General features: G+C 50.1%; 11 protein-coding genes. 8 read left to right on the forward strand and 3 right to left on the reverse strand.

Annotated elements, in window-relative coordinates:
• Window positions 1-328 precede the first annotated feature (328 nt).
• A complete protein-coding gene (locus tag DWX68_RS09330; protein WP_107000658.1) occupies window positions 329-748 on the forward strand; it encodes a heavy metal-associated domain-containing protein in 420 nt (139 codons plus the stop codon).
• A gap of 265 nt (window positions 749-1,013) precedes the next feature.
• Window positions 1,014-2,276 carry a histidinol dehydrogenase gene (gene hisD, locus DWX68_RS09335; protein ID WP_333549070.1) on the forward strand — a complete coding sequence of 421 codons (1,263 nt, stop codon included), beginning with the start codon at window positions 1,014-1,016 and terminating at the stop codon, window positions 2,274-2,276.
• 93 nt (window positions 2,277-2,369) lie between these two features.
• Here hisD and DWX68_RS09340 read toward each other — a convergent pair whose 3' ends face one another.
• Complete coding sequence (locus tag DWX68_RS09340; RefSeq protein WP_022359008.1) at window positions 2,370-2,849, reverse strand: S-ribosylhomocysteine lyase; 480 nt, start codon at window positions 2,847-2,849, stop codon at window positions 2,370-2,372.
• 556 nt (window positions 2,850-3,405) lie between these two features.
• Here DWX68_RS09340 and DWX68_RS09345 point away from each other — a divergent pair.
• From DWX68_RS09345 to DWX68_RS09370, 6 genes are all read left to right on the forward strand, one after another.
• The gene (locus DWX68_RS09345; RefSeq protein ID WP_118629199.1) at window positions 3,406-4,518 is read left to right on the forward strand and encodes a carbamoyl phosphate synthase small subunit; all 1,113 of its coding nucleotides are present in this window, start codon (window positions 3,406-3,408) and stop codon (window positions 4,516-4,518) included.
• Complete coding sequence (gene carB, locus DWX68_RS09350; RefSeq protein WP_118629201.1) at window positions 4,509-7,805, forward strand: carbamoyl-phosphate synthase large subunit; 3,297 nt, start codon at window positions 4,509-4,511, stop codon at window positions 7,803-7,805. Before DWX68_RS09345 ends, carB begins: the two co-directional genes overlap by 10 nt.
• Window positions 7,806-7,954: 149 nt before the next feature.
• On the forward strand, window positions 7,955-9,574 hold the full coding sequence (locus tag DWX68_RS09355; protein ID WP_117796271.1) for a CTP synthase: 1,620 nt from the start codon (window positions 7,955-7,957) through the stop codon (window positions 9,572-9,574).
• A 20-nt stretch (window positions 9,575-9,594) separates the two neighbouring features.
• Window positions 9,595-10,779 carry an LL-diaminopimelate aminotransferase gene (locus DWX68_RS09360; RefSeq protein WP_107000653.1) on the forward strand — a complete coding sequence of 395 codons (1,185 nt, stop codon included), beginning with the start codon at window positions 9,595-9,597 and terminating at the stop codon, window positions 10,777-10,779.
• A 94-nt stretch (window positions 10,780-10,873) separates the two neighbouring features.
• Window positions 10,874-11,863, forward strand: a complete 990-nt coding sequence (locus DWX68_RS09365; protein WP_117796270.1) for a guanosine polyphosphate pyrophosphohydrolase — start codon at window positions 10,874-10,876, stop codon at window positions 11,861-11,863.
• A 113-nt stretch (window positions 11,864-11,976) separates the two neighbouring features.
• The gene (locus tag DWX68_RS09370; RefSeq protein WP_118629203.1) at window positions 11,977-12,561 is read left to right on the forward strand and encodes a GNAT family N-acetyltransferase; all 585 of its coding nucleotides are present in this window, start codon (window positions 11,977-11,979) and stop codon (window positions 12,559-12,561) included.
• Between the two features lie 131 nt (window positions 12,562-12,692).
• Here the strand turns inward: DWX68_RS09370 and DWX68_RS09375 are convergent, their stop codons facing one another.
• Window positions 12,693-13,235, reverse strand: coding sequence for an NADH peroxidase (locus tag DWX68_RS09375; protein ID WP_118482569.1), 543 nt, complete (start codon window positions 13,233-13,235; stop codon window positions 12,693-12,695).
• Between the two features lie 352 nt (window positions 13,236-13,587).
• Window positions 13,588-13,983 (reverse strand): transcriptional repressor, encoded by a 396-nt coding sequence (locus tag DWX68_RS09380; RefSeq protein WP_107000649.1) that lies wholly within the window; start codon window positions 13,981-13,983, stop codon window positions 13,588-13,590.
• Between the last annotated feature and the right edge of the window lie 22 nt (window positions 13,984-14,005).

The raw sequence follows: 14,005 nt of genomic DNA on the forward strand, positions 1-14,005 counted from the left end.
CAGGTTCTGCCGTCCGGCCGGTGGTTTTGCGTTTCCGCTGACCGGGCATCGGCAGGTGCCTGTAATCATAAGTGATAAAATTAATCCTTTATAAGGCTGCCTCGGATAGCAGGATGAAAGTCTGCTGTTTGGAGGCAGTTTTATTCGATTTCAAAAAAGAAAAGGAGAAAGCATAGATGGGGGATTCATCTGGATCCATGTTTTATGGTGTGATTGGTTTTCTGGTAGTTTATTTTGTAGGATATTTTATCTGTCGTGTGTATGATAAAATAAAAAAGATACTCCGAAGCCATTCATCGAAAAGTCAGAGAAGAGAGGACGATAACGTATGAGACCGATTGATATTGGAATTTTAATTGTAGTAGCGATTTTGCTTTTGCTGGCATTACGTTCGGCGATCCGTCATTACACGGGAAAGGGCGGCGGATGCTGCGGATGCTCCGGTGGAAGCTGCGGTTCCTGCGGCAGCGATGGGAATGCTGGTGCGCGCGGCGAAGATCTTTCCAAGAAAGCGGTTACAGCGGGTACCCCGTCCAAGATCATGCGGATCGAGGGTATGCACTGTGCAAACTGCAAGAAATCCGTTGAAAAAGCCCTGACCGCCCAGAACGGCGTCATCCGTGCAGATGCGGACGTAGACAGAGGCATTGCCCGAGTGTTCTATGAGAATGGCGTGGACGATGCGAAGCTGCAGGAAGCGGTTGAAAAAGAGGGATTTGTGGTTAAGAATATTGAGACGGTTGTCTAAGAGAAAAAGTGTGATCCTGTTCTGGTGTTACTGTTCACGCAAACGTGCCCAGTAACGGAATTTGCCGTGGCTTCGCATTTAAATACGGCAAATTCCTGCTGCCACCACGTTTTCTTACGGCACTTTCGGTTCCAAAAGTGCCTACCCGTGTACAGTAACGTTCTGGTTTCAGATGTGCTGGATAGGTTTATTTTGTATCGCAAAATAAAAAGACTTGTGGTATACTTGGAAAAAATGATAAAACTTATACAGAGAGGCAGAACGTATGATCAAGATTATAAAAGAAGCACAGGTTCGAAGCGAGGAAGATAATCGGAATCTGCGAGAGACCGTGGCGGGGATTATTGGTGAGGTCCGGGGGCGCGGGGACGCGGCTCTGAGGGAGTACAATGAGAAGTTTGACGGATGTACCCGTGAATCGCTGCGGGTCAGCCGGGAGGAGATTGATGCGGCTTATAAGGAGCTGGGCGAGCAGGAGCTGGCGGATCTGAAAGCGGCGCATCACAATATTGAGGCATTTGCGAACGCGCAGAGGCAGACAGTGAAACCCCTTGACAATTTCAGCCCGGAGCCGGGAGTCTTTTTAGGACACCGCATCATTCCGGTGGAGTCCTGCTGCTGTTATGTGCCGGGCGGCAATTATCCACTGTATTCGACGGCACTGATGTTAGCGACTCCGGCGAAGGCAGCGGGAGTAAAACGTATCACCGCCTGCTCTCCGGTAGTGCGTGGAACGGGTCATATCAATGCCAGGACGCTGGTAGCGATGGATCTGGCTGGCGTGGATGAGATCTACGCACTGGGCGGTGCACAGGCGATCGCAGCATTTTCCTATGGAACTGAGAGCATCAAGCCGGTGGATATTATTGTAGGGCCGGGTAACCGCTTCGTAACCGAGGCGAAACGTCAGTGCTACGGGCAGGTCGGCATCGACTTTGTAGCCGGACCGAGCGAGGTCCTGGTAATCGCGGACGGAAAAGCGAGCGCGAAGGTGGTAGCGGCAGATCTGCTGGCACAGTCCGAGCATGATGTCAATGCGAAAGGCATTCTTCTGACAACCGATGAGGCATTTGGAAAGAGCGTGATTGAGGCGGTAGAGGAAGAGCTGAAGATTCTGGATACGGCAAAGATTGCGAGACAGTCCTGGGATACGTTTGGAGAGATCGGTGTGGTAGACAGCCTGGACGAGGCAGTTCAGTATGCGAATGAGTATGCACCGGAGCATCTGGAGATCAACGTGGAAGATCCGGATGCACTGATTCCGAAGCTGGTTAATTACGGTTCCCTGTTTATCGGCCAGAATACGGCGGAGGTATTTGGTGATTATGCTTCCGGAACCAACCATACACTTCCGACTCTTCGGGCGGCACGTTATACCGGCGGTGTCTGGGTTGGTACATTCTTAAAGACCTGTACCCATCAGAGCATGACCCCGGAGGCATCCGCGCGTATCGCACCGCTTGTATCGCGTATGGCGCATGGAGAAGGATTATCTGGACATGCAGCGGCTGCGGATGCAAGAAAATAGGGAAAATAGAAAATATATAGAATAAAACCCCTCGGATGCTGCAGCATCTGGGGGTTTTGTGTTTCAAAGCATACCGCCTGCTATTCTTGTCTTTTATTCCGGATAAACCAGTCTCTCCGGACCAATTCCATCTAAGACTTCGCGCAGAAAGCGGTCAGCCAGCCAGTTTGCCATCGGCAGGTTCATATCGAGGTAGTTGCCGCAATCTTTTGCACAAGCACCCGGAACCTCGTCTTTGTAGTCGCGCATGAAAGTAAAGAGCCCCTTCATCAGCGGAACGATCTCCTCGGATGTCAGGTCGCCTGCGAGAAGCAGGTAGAAGCCGGTGCGGCAGCCCATCGGTCCGAAGTAGAGGACGCGGTCTTTCCATTCCTCGTTATTTCGCAGCCAGGTGGCAGCCAGGTGCTCAATGGTGTGAACCTCGGCAGTATTCATGACCGGCTCATAGTTTGGACGTGTCATGCGGATATCAAAGGTGGTGATGACCTGATCGCCCACGCGGTCCTTGCGGGATACATAGACGCCAGGGAGCAGTTTCAGATGGTCGATAGTAAAACTGGTAATTTTATCCATAAAAAAATACCTCCTAAATCAAAAATGCCTGTTCTTATTATATAAAGAAACAGGCATAAGAACAAGCATTTATTTCAGTCGAGAAGACTCCCATCAAGACTTTAATTTTTTGCAGTAAAAAAATACGGAAGCCAGCTATTACATTTAAAGCAAGAAACACAGGAATGCATAAAAATACATAAATAACGCATAAAGAGCATAAAAATGTATAAAAAATCTCTTGACGCATAGAACTTTACTATGCTATAATCTTTCAGAATATGAACAAGGGCGTTCATGGGCTTAGGCTCATGGACGCTTTTTCTGCATAATCAGACAATTTATAAAATGTGTCTGTAATGATGTGAAAAAAGCATCTAAGGAAAACAGATTTGCTCAAATGTAAGGTTATTGAGAATGAAAAAGTAAACTGCCGGAACAGACAGTAAAAAGAGCCAGCTGCCGCATACATCCTATGTAAACGGAAGCGGTAAATCGTCCAAATACCGGAAAAAGCGGTCTGGCGACGAAGCGGTTTGAGAAGGCAGGGTACGAGAGAGAAAGGAATGGTGACCAGATGGAGAAACCGGTATATCTTCTGTTGGAAAACGGCGACTATTTTGAGGGAAAAAGCTTTGGCGCTCCTTTACGTGAAGTGACCGGAGAAGTCGTATTCACAACCGGTATGACAGGATACCTTGAGACGATCACAGATCCCAGCTATTTTGGACAGATTGTCGTTCAGACATTTCCGTTAATCGGAAACTACGGAGTGATTCCGCAGGACTTCGAGAATGAAGAGGTATATTTATCAGCCTATATCGTAAAAGAGTGGTGTCAGGAACCTTCCAACTTCAGATGCAGTGGGGATCTTGACACCTTTTTTAAAGAAAGAAACATCCCGGGCGTCTATGGAATCGATACGAGAAAGCTGGCAAAAACCATTCGTGAATCCGGTTCGATGAACGGCTGGCTGACCGAGGTGAAGCCGCCGTATGATGCGAAAAAGCTGGAGGAAGTGAAAAACTTCCACATTACAAAGGCGGTTGAAACCGTTACACCAAAGAAATGTGAGATCAAACCGGCGGATGAGAAAGAAGAGTTCCAGATTGTGCTCTGGGATTTTGGCGCAAAGGAAAATATCATCCGCGAGCTGACCAGACGCGGATGCCGCGTGGCTGACCTTCCGGCAGGTACGACGGCGGAGGAGATTCTTAAGATGAATCCGGACGGAATCATGCTTTCCAACGGTCCGGGCAACCCAGAGGACAACCCGGAGATCATCGAGGAGATCCGAAAGATTACGAAGTCTGGAAAACCGATGTTCGGCATCTGCCTGGGACACCAGCTGCTGGCGATTGCCAAGGGCGCGAAGACTGGAAAGATGAAATTCGGTCACAGAGGTGCGAACCAGCCGGTCAAGGATCTGACGACCGGACGCGTCTACATCAGCAGCCAGAACCACGGCTATGAGGTACTGCGCGATACGCTGCCGGAGGGCGCGGAGGAGACATTTATCAATGTCAACGACGGCACCTGCGAGGGCATCACCTACCACGATATGCCGGCATTTACCGTCCAGTTCCATCCAGAGGCTTGTGCAGGTCCGAAGGATACGGAAGAGCTGTTTGGGCGTTTCATTCAGATGATGAGAGATTATAAGAAAAAGGAGGGCGCGTCATGCCGTTAAATAAATCCCTGAAAAAAGTTATGGTAATCGGTTCCGGCCCTATCGTCATCGGTCAGGCGGCAGAGTTTGACTATGCAGGAACGCAGGCGTGCCGGGCTTTAAAAGAGGAAGGTCTGGAGGTCGTTTTAGTAAACTCCAACCCGGCAACCATCATGACGGACAGCGCCATTGCGGATCACGTATACATCGAGCCGCTGACCCTGGAATTTGTCAAGAGAATCATTGAAAAAGAGAAGCCTGACAGCATCCTGTCCACCCTGGGCGGACAGACCGGACTGACACTGTCCATGGAGCTTGCCAAAGAAGGTTTCTTAAAGAGCCACAATGTAACGCTTCTCGGCGCGTCCCCGGAGACCATCGATAAGGCGGAGGACCGCCAGTGCTTTAAAGATACGATGGAAGCTATCGGTGAGCCGGTCATTCCGTCCAAGGTTGTCACCACCATCGAGGATGCGCTTGATTTTGCTGAGGTTATTTCTTACCCGGTTATCGTGCGTCCGGCCTTTACCCTGGGCGGTACCGGCGGCGGTATTGCGGCAAATAAAGAAGAGCTTTACAACATCGCGGAGGCGGGTATCCGCCTGTCACCGATCAATCAGATTCTGGTTGAGAAATGTATTTCCGGATGGAAGGAGATCGAGTTTGAGGTAATGCGCGATGCCATCGGCAACGAGATTACGGTCTGCTCGATGGAAAACTTTGACCCGGTCGGCGTCCACACCGGCGACTCCATTGTTATCGCACCGGCTGTGACGCTGGCGGATAAGGAATACCAGATGCTTCGTGCTGCAGCGCTGAATATTATCCAGGCGATGGGCATCGAGGGCGGCTGCAACTGCCAGTTTGCGCTGAATCCGGAGAGCTTTGAATATGCCGTTATCGAGGTAAACCCGCGTGTATCCCGTTCTTCCGCCCTTGCTTCGAAAGCAACCGGATATCCGATTGCCCGCGTGGCAACCAAGATTGCGATCGGTTATCATCTGGACGAGATCCCGAACGAGGTAACCGGCGAGACGATGGCATGCTTCGAGCCGGCCCTTGACTATGTAACGGTTAAATTCCCGAAATGGCCATTTGATAAATTCGTTTACGGACGTCGGAAGCTGGGTACCCAGATGAAGGCAACCGGCGAGGTTATGGCGATCGGCCGCAACTTTGAGCAGGCGCTCATGAAGGCAGTCCGCGGCGCGGAGATCTCCCAGAACAGCCTGAATATGAAGAAACTGGCGCCGATGAGTGTGGAAGAGCTGAGAGAAAAAATTCTGGCGCAGGATGACGAGCGTCTGTTTGCAATCTATGAGAGCTTCAAGCGCGGCGTGACCGTTGCCGAGATTCATGAGTTGACCAAGATCGACGAGTGGTTCTTAAATAAACTGATGCATATCCTGTCCCTGGAACGCCGGATGCAGTCTGAGACTCTGAGCGATGCGCTTTATATGGAAGCCAAACAGAACGGATTCCCGGATGCAGTCATCAAGGAGATGACCGGGCTTTCGGAAATCAAGCATGTTCCGGCATGCTACCGCATGGTTGATACCTGCAGCGCTGAGTTTACGGCAAGTACCCCTTACTTCTACAGCACCTTCGGCGAGGAAGATGAGGCAGAAGAATTTATTAAAGAGAATGCAAGCGGAAAACCGGTTGTTATGGTATTTGGTTCCGGTCCGATCCGTATCGGTCAGGGTATCGAGTTCGATTTCGCTTCTGTTCACTGCGTATGGTCGTTAAAGAGAGCCGGTTATGAGGTTGTCATCGTAAATAACAACCCGGAGACCGTTTCCACCGACTTCAACGTAGCAGACCGTCTGTATTTTGAGCCGCTGACACCGGAGGATGTGCTGGATATCATCCGGATCGAGAAGCCGATCGGCGCAGTTGTGGCCTTTGGCGGACAGACAGCGATCCGTCTGACAAAATGCCTTGTAGAGAACAATATTCCGGTTCTCGGCACTCCGGCAGACAGCATCGATATGGCGGAGGATCGCGGACGTTTCGCAGCCCTGCTGAAAAAATTAAATATGAAACAGGCAGCGGGTCAGACCGTTTACACCGAGGATGAGGCAATCCAGGCGGCAAATCATCTGGGCTATCCGGTTCTGATGCGTCCGAGCTATGTATTAGGCGGACAAAACATGATTATCGCGTACAACGACGCCGATATTCATGAGTATATGAAGATTATTCTCTCACACAAGATTGAGAATGCGATCCTGATTGATAAATACCTGATGGGTACCGAGCTGGAGGTCGACGCGATCTGCGACGGCGAAACGGTTCTGATTCCGGGTATCATGGAGCACATCGAGCGTGCGGGCGTCCATTCCGGCGACTCCATCGCGGTATATCCGGCATTTATGCTGACCGAGAGCCAGAAAGACCGTCTGGTGGACTATTCCATCCGTCTGGCGCTGTCCATGAATACGAAAGGTCTGATCAATATCCAGTATGTCCTGCATGAGGATACGATCTATATCATCGAGGTCAACCCGCGTTCGTCCCGTACCGTGCCGTACATCAGCAAGGTAACCGGCGTGCCGATGGTCGATCTGGCAACCCGCATCATGATGGGCGAGAAGCTGGCTGACATGGGCTACGAGACAGGTCTGTATCCGTGCTCTCCGTACTACGCAGTCAAGGTTCCGGTCTTCTCCTTTGAGAAGCTGTCCAACGTAGATACACAGCTCGGACCGGAAATGAAATCGACCGGCGAGGTACTGGGTATCGCCCGGACGATGGAGGAAGCGCTGTTCAAAGGCCTGGTAGCAGCCGGATATACGATGAAGCGCGAGGGCGGCGTCTTAATCAGTGTCCGCGATACCGATAAGAGCGACCTGCGCGAGCTGGTCAAAGAGTACGTGGCGATGGGATTCCACATCTACGCGACCTCCGGTACTGCAAGCCGGTTAAACAGCGTCGGCATTTCTTCAACGTTAGTCAAGAAGCCGAAGGAAGCCAAAGAGGGCGAGGAGACGACCATTTCCCTGCTGGAAGAAGGAAAGATCAGCTATGTAATTTCCACTTCCAAGACGGGACGCCAGCCGGGACGCGACAGTGTCCGCCTGAGAAGAAAGGCGGTCGAGCTTGGTATTCCGTGCCTGACATCGCTTGATACCGCGGCTGTCCTGGCGCTGACACTGGAAAGCCAGTACAACGAGGACAACGTTGAATTGGTGGACATCGCGCATATTGCACATGGTGCAGCTGCTAGAAAAGAGCTGAGCCAGATGGAAAAACCGGAAGAAATCCAGATTCCGGGTTATGTGCTTCAGGAGCATGAGAACGACTAAAAAGAACGATGGTCTGCATGGATTCTGCGTTTTGAGGGTTGCGGAATCCGTGCAGGCTGAAATCTTTTGCGAAGGCAAAATTTGACAGAATCATATATGACGGAAAAAGTGGATTAATATTTTAAAGAAAGGAAGAGGAGGAAAAGCAGATGGCAAAATTTATTTTTGTGACAGGCGGTGTTGTATCAGGATTGGGGAAGGGTATTACAGCAGCGTCCCTGGGACGCCTTTTGAAGGCACGGGGATTTAAGGTAGCAGCGCAGAAGCTGGATCCGTATATCAACGTCGATCCGGGAACCATGAGCCCGTATCAACACGGCGAAGTATTCGTAACAAACGACGGTGCGGAGACGGATCTGGATCTGGGACATTATGAGCGTTTTATAGATGAAGATTTAAACCGTTATTCTAATCTGACGACCGGTAAGGTCTACTGGAATGTGTTAAATAAAGAGCGCCGCGGCGAATATCTGGGCGAGACGGTACAGGTAATTCCACATATCACAAATGAGATAAAATCATTTATCTATTCCGTGCAGGAAAAGACCGATGCGGACATCGTTATCACAGAGATCGGCGGAACGACCGGCGATATTGAGTCACAGCCGTTCCTGGAAGCCATCCGCCAGGTGTCCTGCGAGGCGGGACGCAGCAACTGCCTCTTCATCCATGTAACCCTGATTCCATATCTGGAATCTTCCGGCGAGCATAAATCAAAACCGACGCAGCATTCGGTTAAACAGCTGCAGTCCTTTGGTATCATGCCGGATATCATCGTGGCGCGCTGTGACCGTCCGGTGGACGATCCATCCATTTTCCGCAAGATCGCACTGTTCTGTAACGTCAAAGAGGACTGCGTCATCGAGAACCTGACCCTTCCGGTTCTCTACGAGGCGCCGATCATGCTGGAAGAAGCAGGACTTGCCAAGATCGTGCTTCGCGAACTTGGCATCGAGAAAGCGCCGCAAGAGTGCGATCTGGCGGAGTGGAAACATATGTTGGACCGAATCAAGAACAGCAGCAAGACAGTCAAGATTTCCCTGGTCGGCAAGTACGTCAAACTGCACGATTCTTATCTGTCGATCGTAGAATCCCTGCACCATGCCGGATGGGAAAATGGCGCGCAGGTGGAGATCAACTGGGTGGATAGTGAGACGATCACTCCGGAGACAGCGCCGGAAATTCTGGGCGGTTCAACCGGTATCATCGTGCCGGGTGGCTTCGGCATCCGAGGCATCGAGGGCATGATTGCGGCAGCTGATTATGCGAGAAGAAACAATATCCCGTACTTTGGCATCTGCCTTGGTATGCAGATCGCGGCGATCGCATTTGCCAGAGGCGTGTTAGGCTATGAGGATGCGAACTCAACCGAGTTTGCGCCGGACAGCAAGCATCCGGTCATCGCTCTGATGGAAGAGCAGATGGATCTGGCTGACATGGGCGGAACGATGCGTCTGGGTGCATATCCGTGCCGCATCAGTCCGGATACGCTGATGATGAAAGCCTATGGAAAAGGTCTGATCGAGGAGAGACATCGCCATCGTTATGAATTTAACAACAAGTTCCGGGAAGTTTATATGGAGCATGGCGCTGTCTTCTCCGGACAGTCTCCGGACGGTACGCTGGTAGAGGCGATGGAGATTCCGGGACATCCGTTCTATCTGGGAGTTCAGTACCATCCGGAGTTCAAGAGCCGCCCGAACCGCGCACATCCGATCTTCCGGGAGTTTGTGAAAGCGGCTCTGGAGGTAAAGGAAAAAAATTCTTAAAATAATGGAGAAAATAAAGTATGAAGATCAACGAAAACTATAAAAATCTGGAAGAAAGCTATCTGTTTTCCACCATCGCTAAAAAAGTAGATGAATACACCAAAGCCCATCCAGAGGCAAAAGTAATCAAAATGGGTATCGGTGACGTAACCCTTCCGATCTGCCAGAAAGCAGCTGACGCATTTGCAAAAGCAGCTATGGAGCAGGGCAAGGCGGCTACGTTCCATGGATATGGTCCGGAGCAGGGATATGATTTTCTGCGCGTAGCAGTTCAGAAGTATTATGCGTCCTTCCAGGTTGAGGTGGCGGCGGAGGATATATTCATCAGCGACGGCGCGAAGAGTGATGTCGGAAATATCCTCGATCTCTTTGATGCGGACAACACGGTCCTGATCCCGGATCCGGTATACCCGGTTTACATGGATACGAACGTGATGGCAGGCAGAAAGATCGTATTTATGGATGCCAATGTGGAAAATGGCTTTCTTCCGATGCCTCCGAAGGGACAGAAAGCGGATATTATTTATCTCTGCTCCCCGAACAACCCGACTGGCGGTGTGTACAACCGTGAGCAGTTAAAAGAGTGGGTTGACTATGCGAACGAGCAGGATGCGATTCTTTTATTTGATGCGGCGTATGAGTCCTTCGTAGCAGATCCGGCGCTTCCGAGAAGTATTTTTGAGATTGAGGGCGCAAAGACCTGCGCGATCGAGTTCTGCTCCCTTTCGAAGCTGGCAAGCTTTACCGGAACCCGCTGTGGCTATACCGTGGTTCCGTCTGAATTAGAGCGCGGTGGTTCTTCCATCCGCAAGATGTGGCTGCGCCGCCAGACAACCAAGTTTAACGGCGTTTCCTACCCGGTACAGCGCGCCGCAGAGGCAGCTCTTTCACCGGAGGGCATGGCACAGTGCCGCGAGCACCTGGACGTATACCGCACCAATGCGAAGATCATGACAGAGACCTTAAAAGAGCTTGGCATCTGGCACATCGGCGGCGAAAATTCACCGTACATCTGGATGCAGTGCCCGAACGGCATGAAATCCTGGGAGTTTTTCGACGATCTGCTTGCCAAGGCAAATGTGGTCGGCACACCGGGCAGCGGATTTGGTAAGAATGGAGAAGGATTCTTCCGTCTGACTGCATTTGGTACGACTGCGAATACAAAAGAGGCAATGGAGCGGATCAAGAAGGTTTACGGAAAATAAATAGCTCTATTTTATAAATGAGGGGGCTGGTGCATCTGGGGCATTGTTATCCTATGCACCGTCCCCTTTTTGCTGAAGCAGGGAGGTGAGGACCATGGTGACCTTAAACGATTATCTGTATTCCGGCGATACGATGTTTAAGATTTTAAAGAATTACAGCCGGGATTTGAAAACAGAGGCAAAACAGACAAACAATGAGATAGACCTGATACATGCAAATTTCCTGATTCAGATCCGGGAACTTTTGGAACACAACGATTTCCTGACTGCCCAGTCACAGAAGATCCGGGAATTTTATATCCATATGGCAAAGGAATATCCGCTTCTGGCATTTAATTTTAAGGGAAGAATCAAGTCGCTGATCCGCTCGGAGGCGAAATTTAATGGATATATCGTTGAATATATTTATGACTGTTATACGGAACATAAGGCATTTCCGTCGATCTCCGATTTGAAGCAGAGATTGAGCTGTTTCCGCGACCTGATCGCGTACCGGATCGTGATTTCACTGCCGAAGTGTTACCTGAAACCGGGGGAATCGCAGCAGGAGGCAGATATCCGGTACCTCTACCAGATTGCGAATGAACTTCCGGGATTTCTGGAGGAACGCGGGTTTACGGCGGAACCGGCATATGGGGTTAAGGAGAGCACCTCTTTGCTGATGGATGAGGAAGTCAGACCGTACTACCGTGATTATGTCTGCGGAAATAGTTCGGATGATTACCAGTCTCTGCATATTACGTTTTATGATAATTGTTCCAGAAGCTATGTGGAGGTACAGCTTCGCACGAAGCACATGGACGATATCGCGGAGATCGGCGTGGCAAATCATTTAAGCTATGAAAAGCGCCAAGAGGGCGAGCGGGCCAGGCGGGATGAGATACCGGAAGGTGCATGTATTTATTTTGATGAGGCATATGAACGCTGCCAGCGCCTGGTATCGCTCAATTTAGCTGAAGTGGATGTCAATATGTTTTCGGCGATCAACAATGACCTGGTCAATGACGGCTGCGGGCTGTACCGGGGGCGGCTGATTCTGCCGTATGAGCATTTGTCGAGGCATCAGAATGAGCTGGTGGATTGAGGGGTTCACGGGCAGGCATGAATCCGGTTGCGAATAGTTGACGAAACGGGAAGATTCATATATAGTTGCCTGTAAAGGAAAAATGACCGAAAATGATAGGGAGGAACCAGTTTATGGACCATACATCCTGCCGCCTGCGTCTGGCTGCCATCGCCGATGCACCTGCGATACTGGAAATTTATGCACAATATATGGACACGCCGATCACGTTTGAGACGGAGCTGCCGTCTCTGGAGGAATTTGAGGAGCGCATCCGGGCGATCACGGCGGAGTATCCGTGGATTGTCTGCGAGGATAAAACGGGCAGAATCATTGGCTATGCATATGGGCATAAGCAGCTTGAGCGCGCGGCGTACCGTTGGAATGCGGAACTTTCTGAATATCTGGACAGTCGGGTGACATCGAAGGGCATCGGCAAACGGATGCTTCTGGTGCTTTTAGAGCTTTTAAAGGCGCAGGGCGTCCACACCGTCTACAGTCTGGTGACAAGTCCGAATGTGAAGAGCGATGCGATGCATAACGGATGCGGATTCCGGACGATGGGCGTGTGCAAAAATACCGGTTATAAGAGCGGAAAATGGCACGATGTTACCTGGTATGAGAAAGCGCTGCTGCCATATGAGGACGTACCGGCGGAGATGATTCCGATTGGGAAGATGGAGAAGGAGACGGTAGATAAGATTTTGGCGTCTTTTTGAACAGAGACATAAAACAAATCTGCATAAAATAAACAGGGCGTGTGAAAATGGAATTTCCTATTTTCACACGCCCTTATCAGTTCTCTTTTATTCACCAGCGCCGTAATGCGCTGTCCATTCATTCACTCAGATTAGTTGAAGTATCTCTTTAACAGACCCTCAAATGCCTTGCCATGTCTAGCCTCATCACGAGCCATCTCATGAACGGTGTCATGGATTGCATCCAGGTTAGCAGCTTTCGCACGTTTTGCAAGGTCAAATTTGCCTTCGGTTGCGCCGTGCTCAGCCTCTACACGCATCTCCAGGTTCTTCTTGGTGGAATCAGTTACAACCTCGCCGAGAAGCTCTGCAAACTTAGCAGCGTGCTCAGCCTCTTCGTGAGCTGCCTTCTCCCAGTACAGACCGATCTCCGGATAGCCCTCTCTGTGAGCTACACGTGCCATCGCCAGGTACATACCAACTTCTCTGCACTCGCCTTCATAGTTAGCTCTTAAATCTTCGAGAATATCCTCGCTGACACCCTGTGCCACACCAACTACGTGCTCAGCTGCCCAGCTCATCTCGCTGGACTGCTCTTTGAACTTGGAAGCCGGAGCGCCGCATACTGGACATTTCTCCGGAGCAGCCTCACCCTCGTATACGTAACCACATACTGTACAGACAAATTTCTTCATAGTCAATTCTCCTTTTCTAAAATAAATTTTTAATTTCGTGTTTTATAGAAACAATAAATAGATAGTAAAGTTGCTTGCAACCATTCTGTTTCATAGGAGCTTTTAAAACGAAATCGTTTATTTGGCTTAAATGAAATCAGTAATGATTACTGATATTAAGATATCATAGATTCCTGTGTTTGTCAATAAAAAAATAGAAATAATTCTTATTTTTTTCATTTTTATCGATAACCTGGATATTCTCAGAACTTTTTCGCTGGTGATGTATTCATACCCGGTCAGCGCATGGCAGAAATCGGGAAGCGGCTCATTTGGTCCCGTCTGTTCCGATACAAAATCAGCCGCTTCTATATTAGTGTTTTTCCCCTTTCAGACACTCATCGCATATCCCATAGAAAAACACGGTATGGTCATCGATCGTTCCCGGCGCAAATTCTTTGGCGGCTGTCTCCAGCTCCTTGGTTGCTTCCATCGGAATATCCATGACCCGTCCGCACTGGCGGCAGACGTAGTGGTAATGTGGGGATGTATCATAATCGAAATGATCCGTGCCGTCGCCGCAGGACAGCTTCCGGATCTCGCCCAGCTCAACTAACAGGTTTAAATTGCGGTAAACGGTTCCAAGGCTGATATTCGGAAACTGTTCCCGGATGCTGGTGTAAAGGGCGTCGGCGGTCGGATGATCCTTCCGGCTCATCAGGCAGGCTTTGATCGATTCGCGCTGACGGCTGTATTTTAAGGTTTTCATAAGCGACACTCCAATCCTTCTA

The sequence above is a fragment of the Clostridium sp. AF20-7 genome, from assembly GCF_003479275.1.
GTDB lineage: Bacteria > Bacillota > Clostridia > Lachnospirales > Lachnospiraceae > Otoolea > Otoolea fessa.

Bases quoted from the DNA above. Each gene is read 5' to 3' on its own strand.
- DWX68_RS09375 (WP_118482569.1), bottom strand. From the start codon at position 13,235: ATGAAGAAATTTGTCTGTACAGTATGTGGTTACGTATACGAGGGTGAG.
- carB (WP_118629201.1), top strand. From the start codon at position 4,509: ATGCCGTTAAATAAATCCCTGAAAAAAGTTATGGTAATCGGTTCCGGC.
- hisD (WP_333549070.1), top strand. From the start codon at position 1,014: ATGATCAAGATTATAAAAGAAGCACAGGTTCGAAGCGAGGAAGATAAT.
- DWX68_RS09355 (WP_117796271.1), top strand. From the start codon at position 7,955: ATGGCAAAATTTATTTTTGTGACAGGCGGTGTTGTATCAGGATTGGGG.
- DWX68_RS09380 (WP_107000649.1), bottom strand. From the start codon at position 13,983: ATGAAAACCTTAAAATACAGCCGTCAGCGCGAATCGATCAAAGCCTGC.
- DWX68_RS09365 (WP_117796270.1), top strand. From the start codon at position 10,874: ATGGTGACCTTAAACGATTATCTGTATTCCGGCGATACGATGTTTAAG.
- DWX68_RS09330 (WP_107000658.1), top strand. From the start codon at position 329: ATGAGACCGATTGATATTGGAATTTTAATTGTAGTAGCGATTTTGCTT.
- DWX68_RS09370 (WP_118629203.1), top strand. From the start codon at position 11,977: ATGGACCATACATCCTGCCGCCTGCGTCTGGCTGCCATCGCCGATGCA.
- DWX68_RS09345 (WP_118629199.1), top strand. From the start codon at position 3,406: ATGGAGAAACCGGTATATCTTCTGTTGGAAAACGGCGACTATTTTGAG.
- DWX68_RS09360 (WP_107000653.1), top strand. From the start codon at position 9,595: ATGAAGATCAACGAAAACTATAAAAATCTGGAAGAAAGCTATCTGTTT.
- DWX68_RS09340 (WP_022359008.1), bottom strand. From the start codon at position 2,849: ATGGATAAAATTACCAGTTTTACTATCGACCATCTGAAACTGCTCCCT.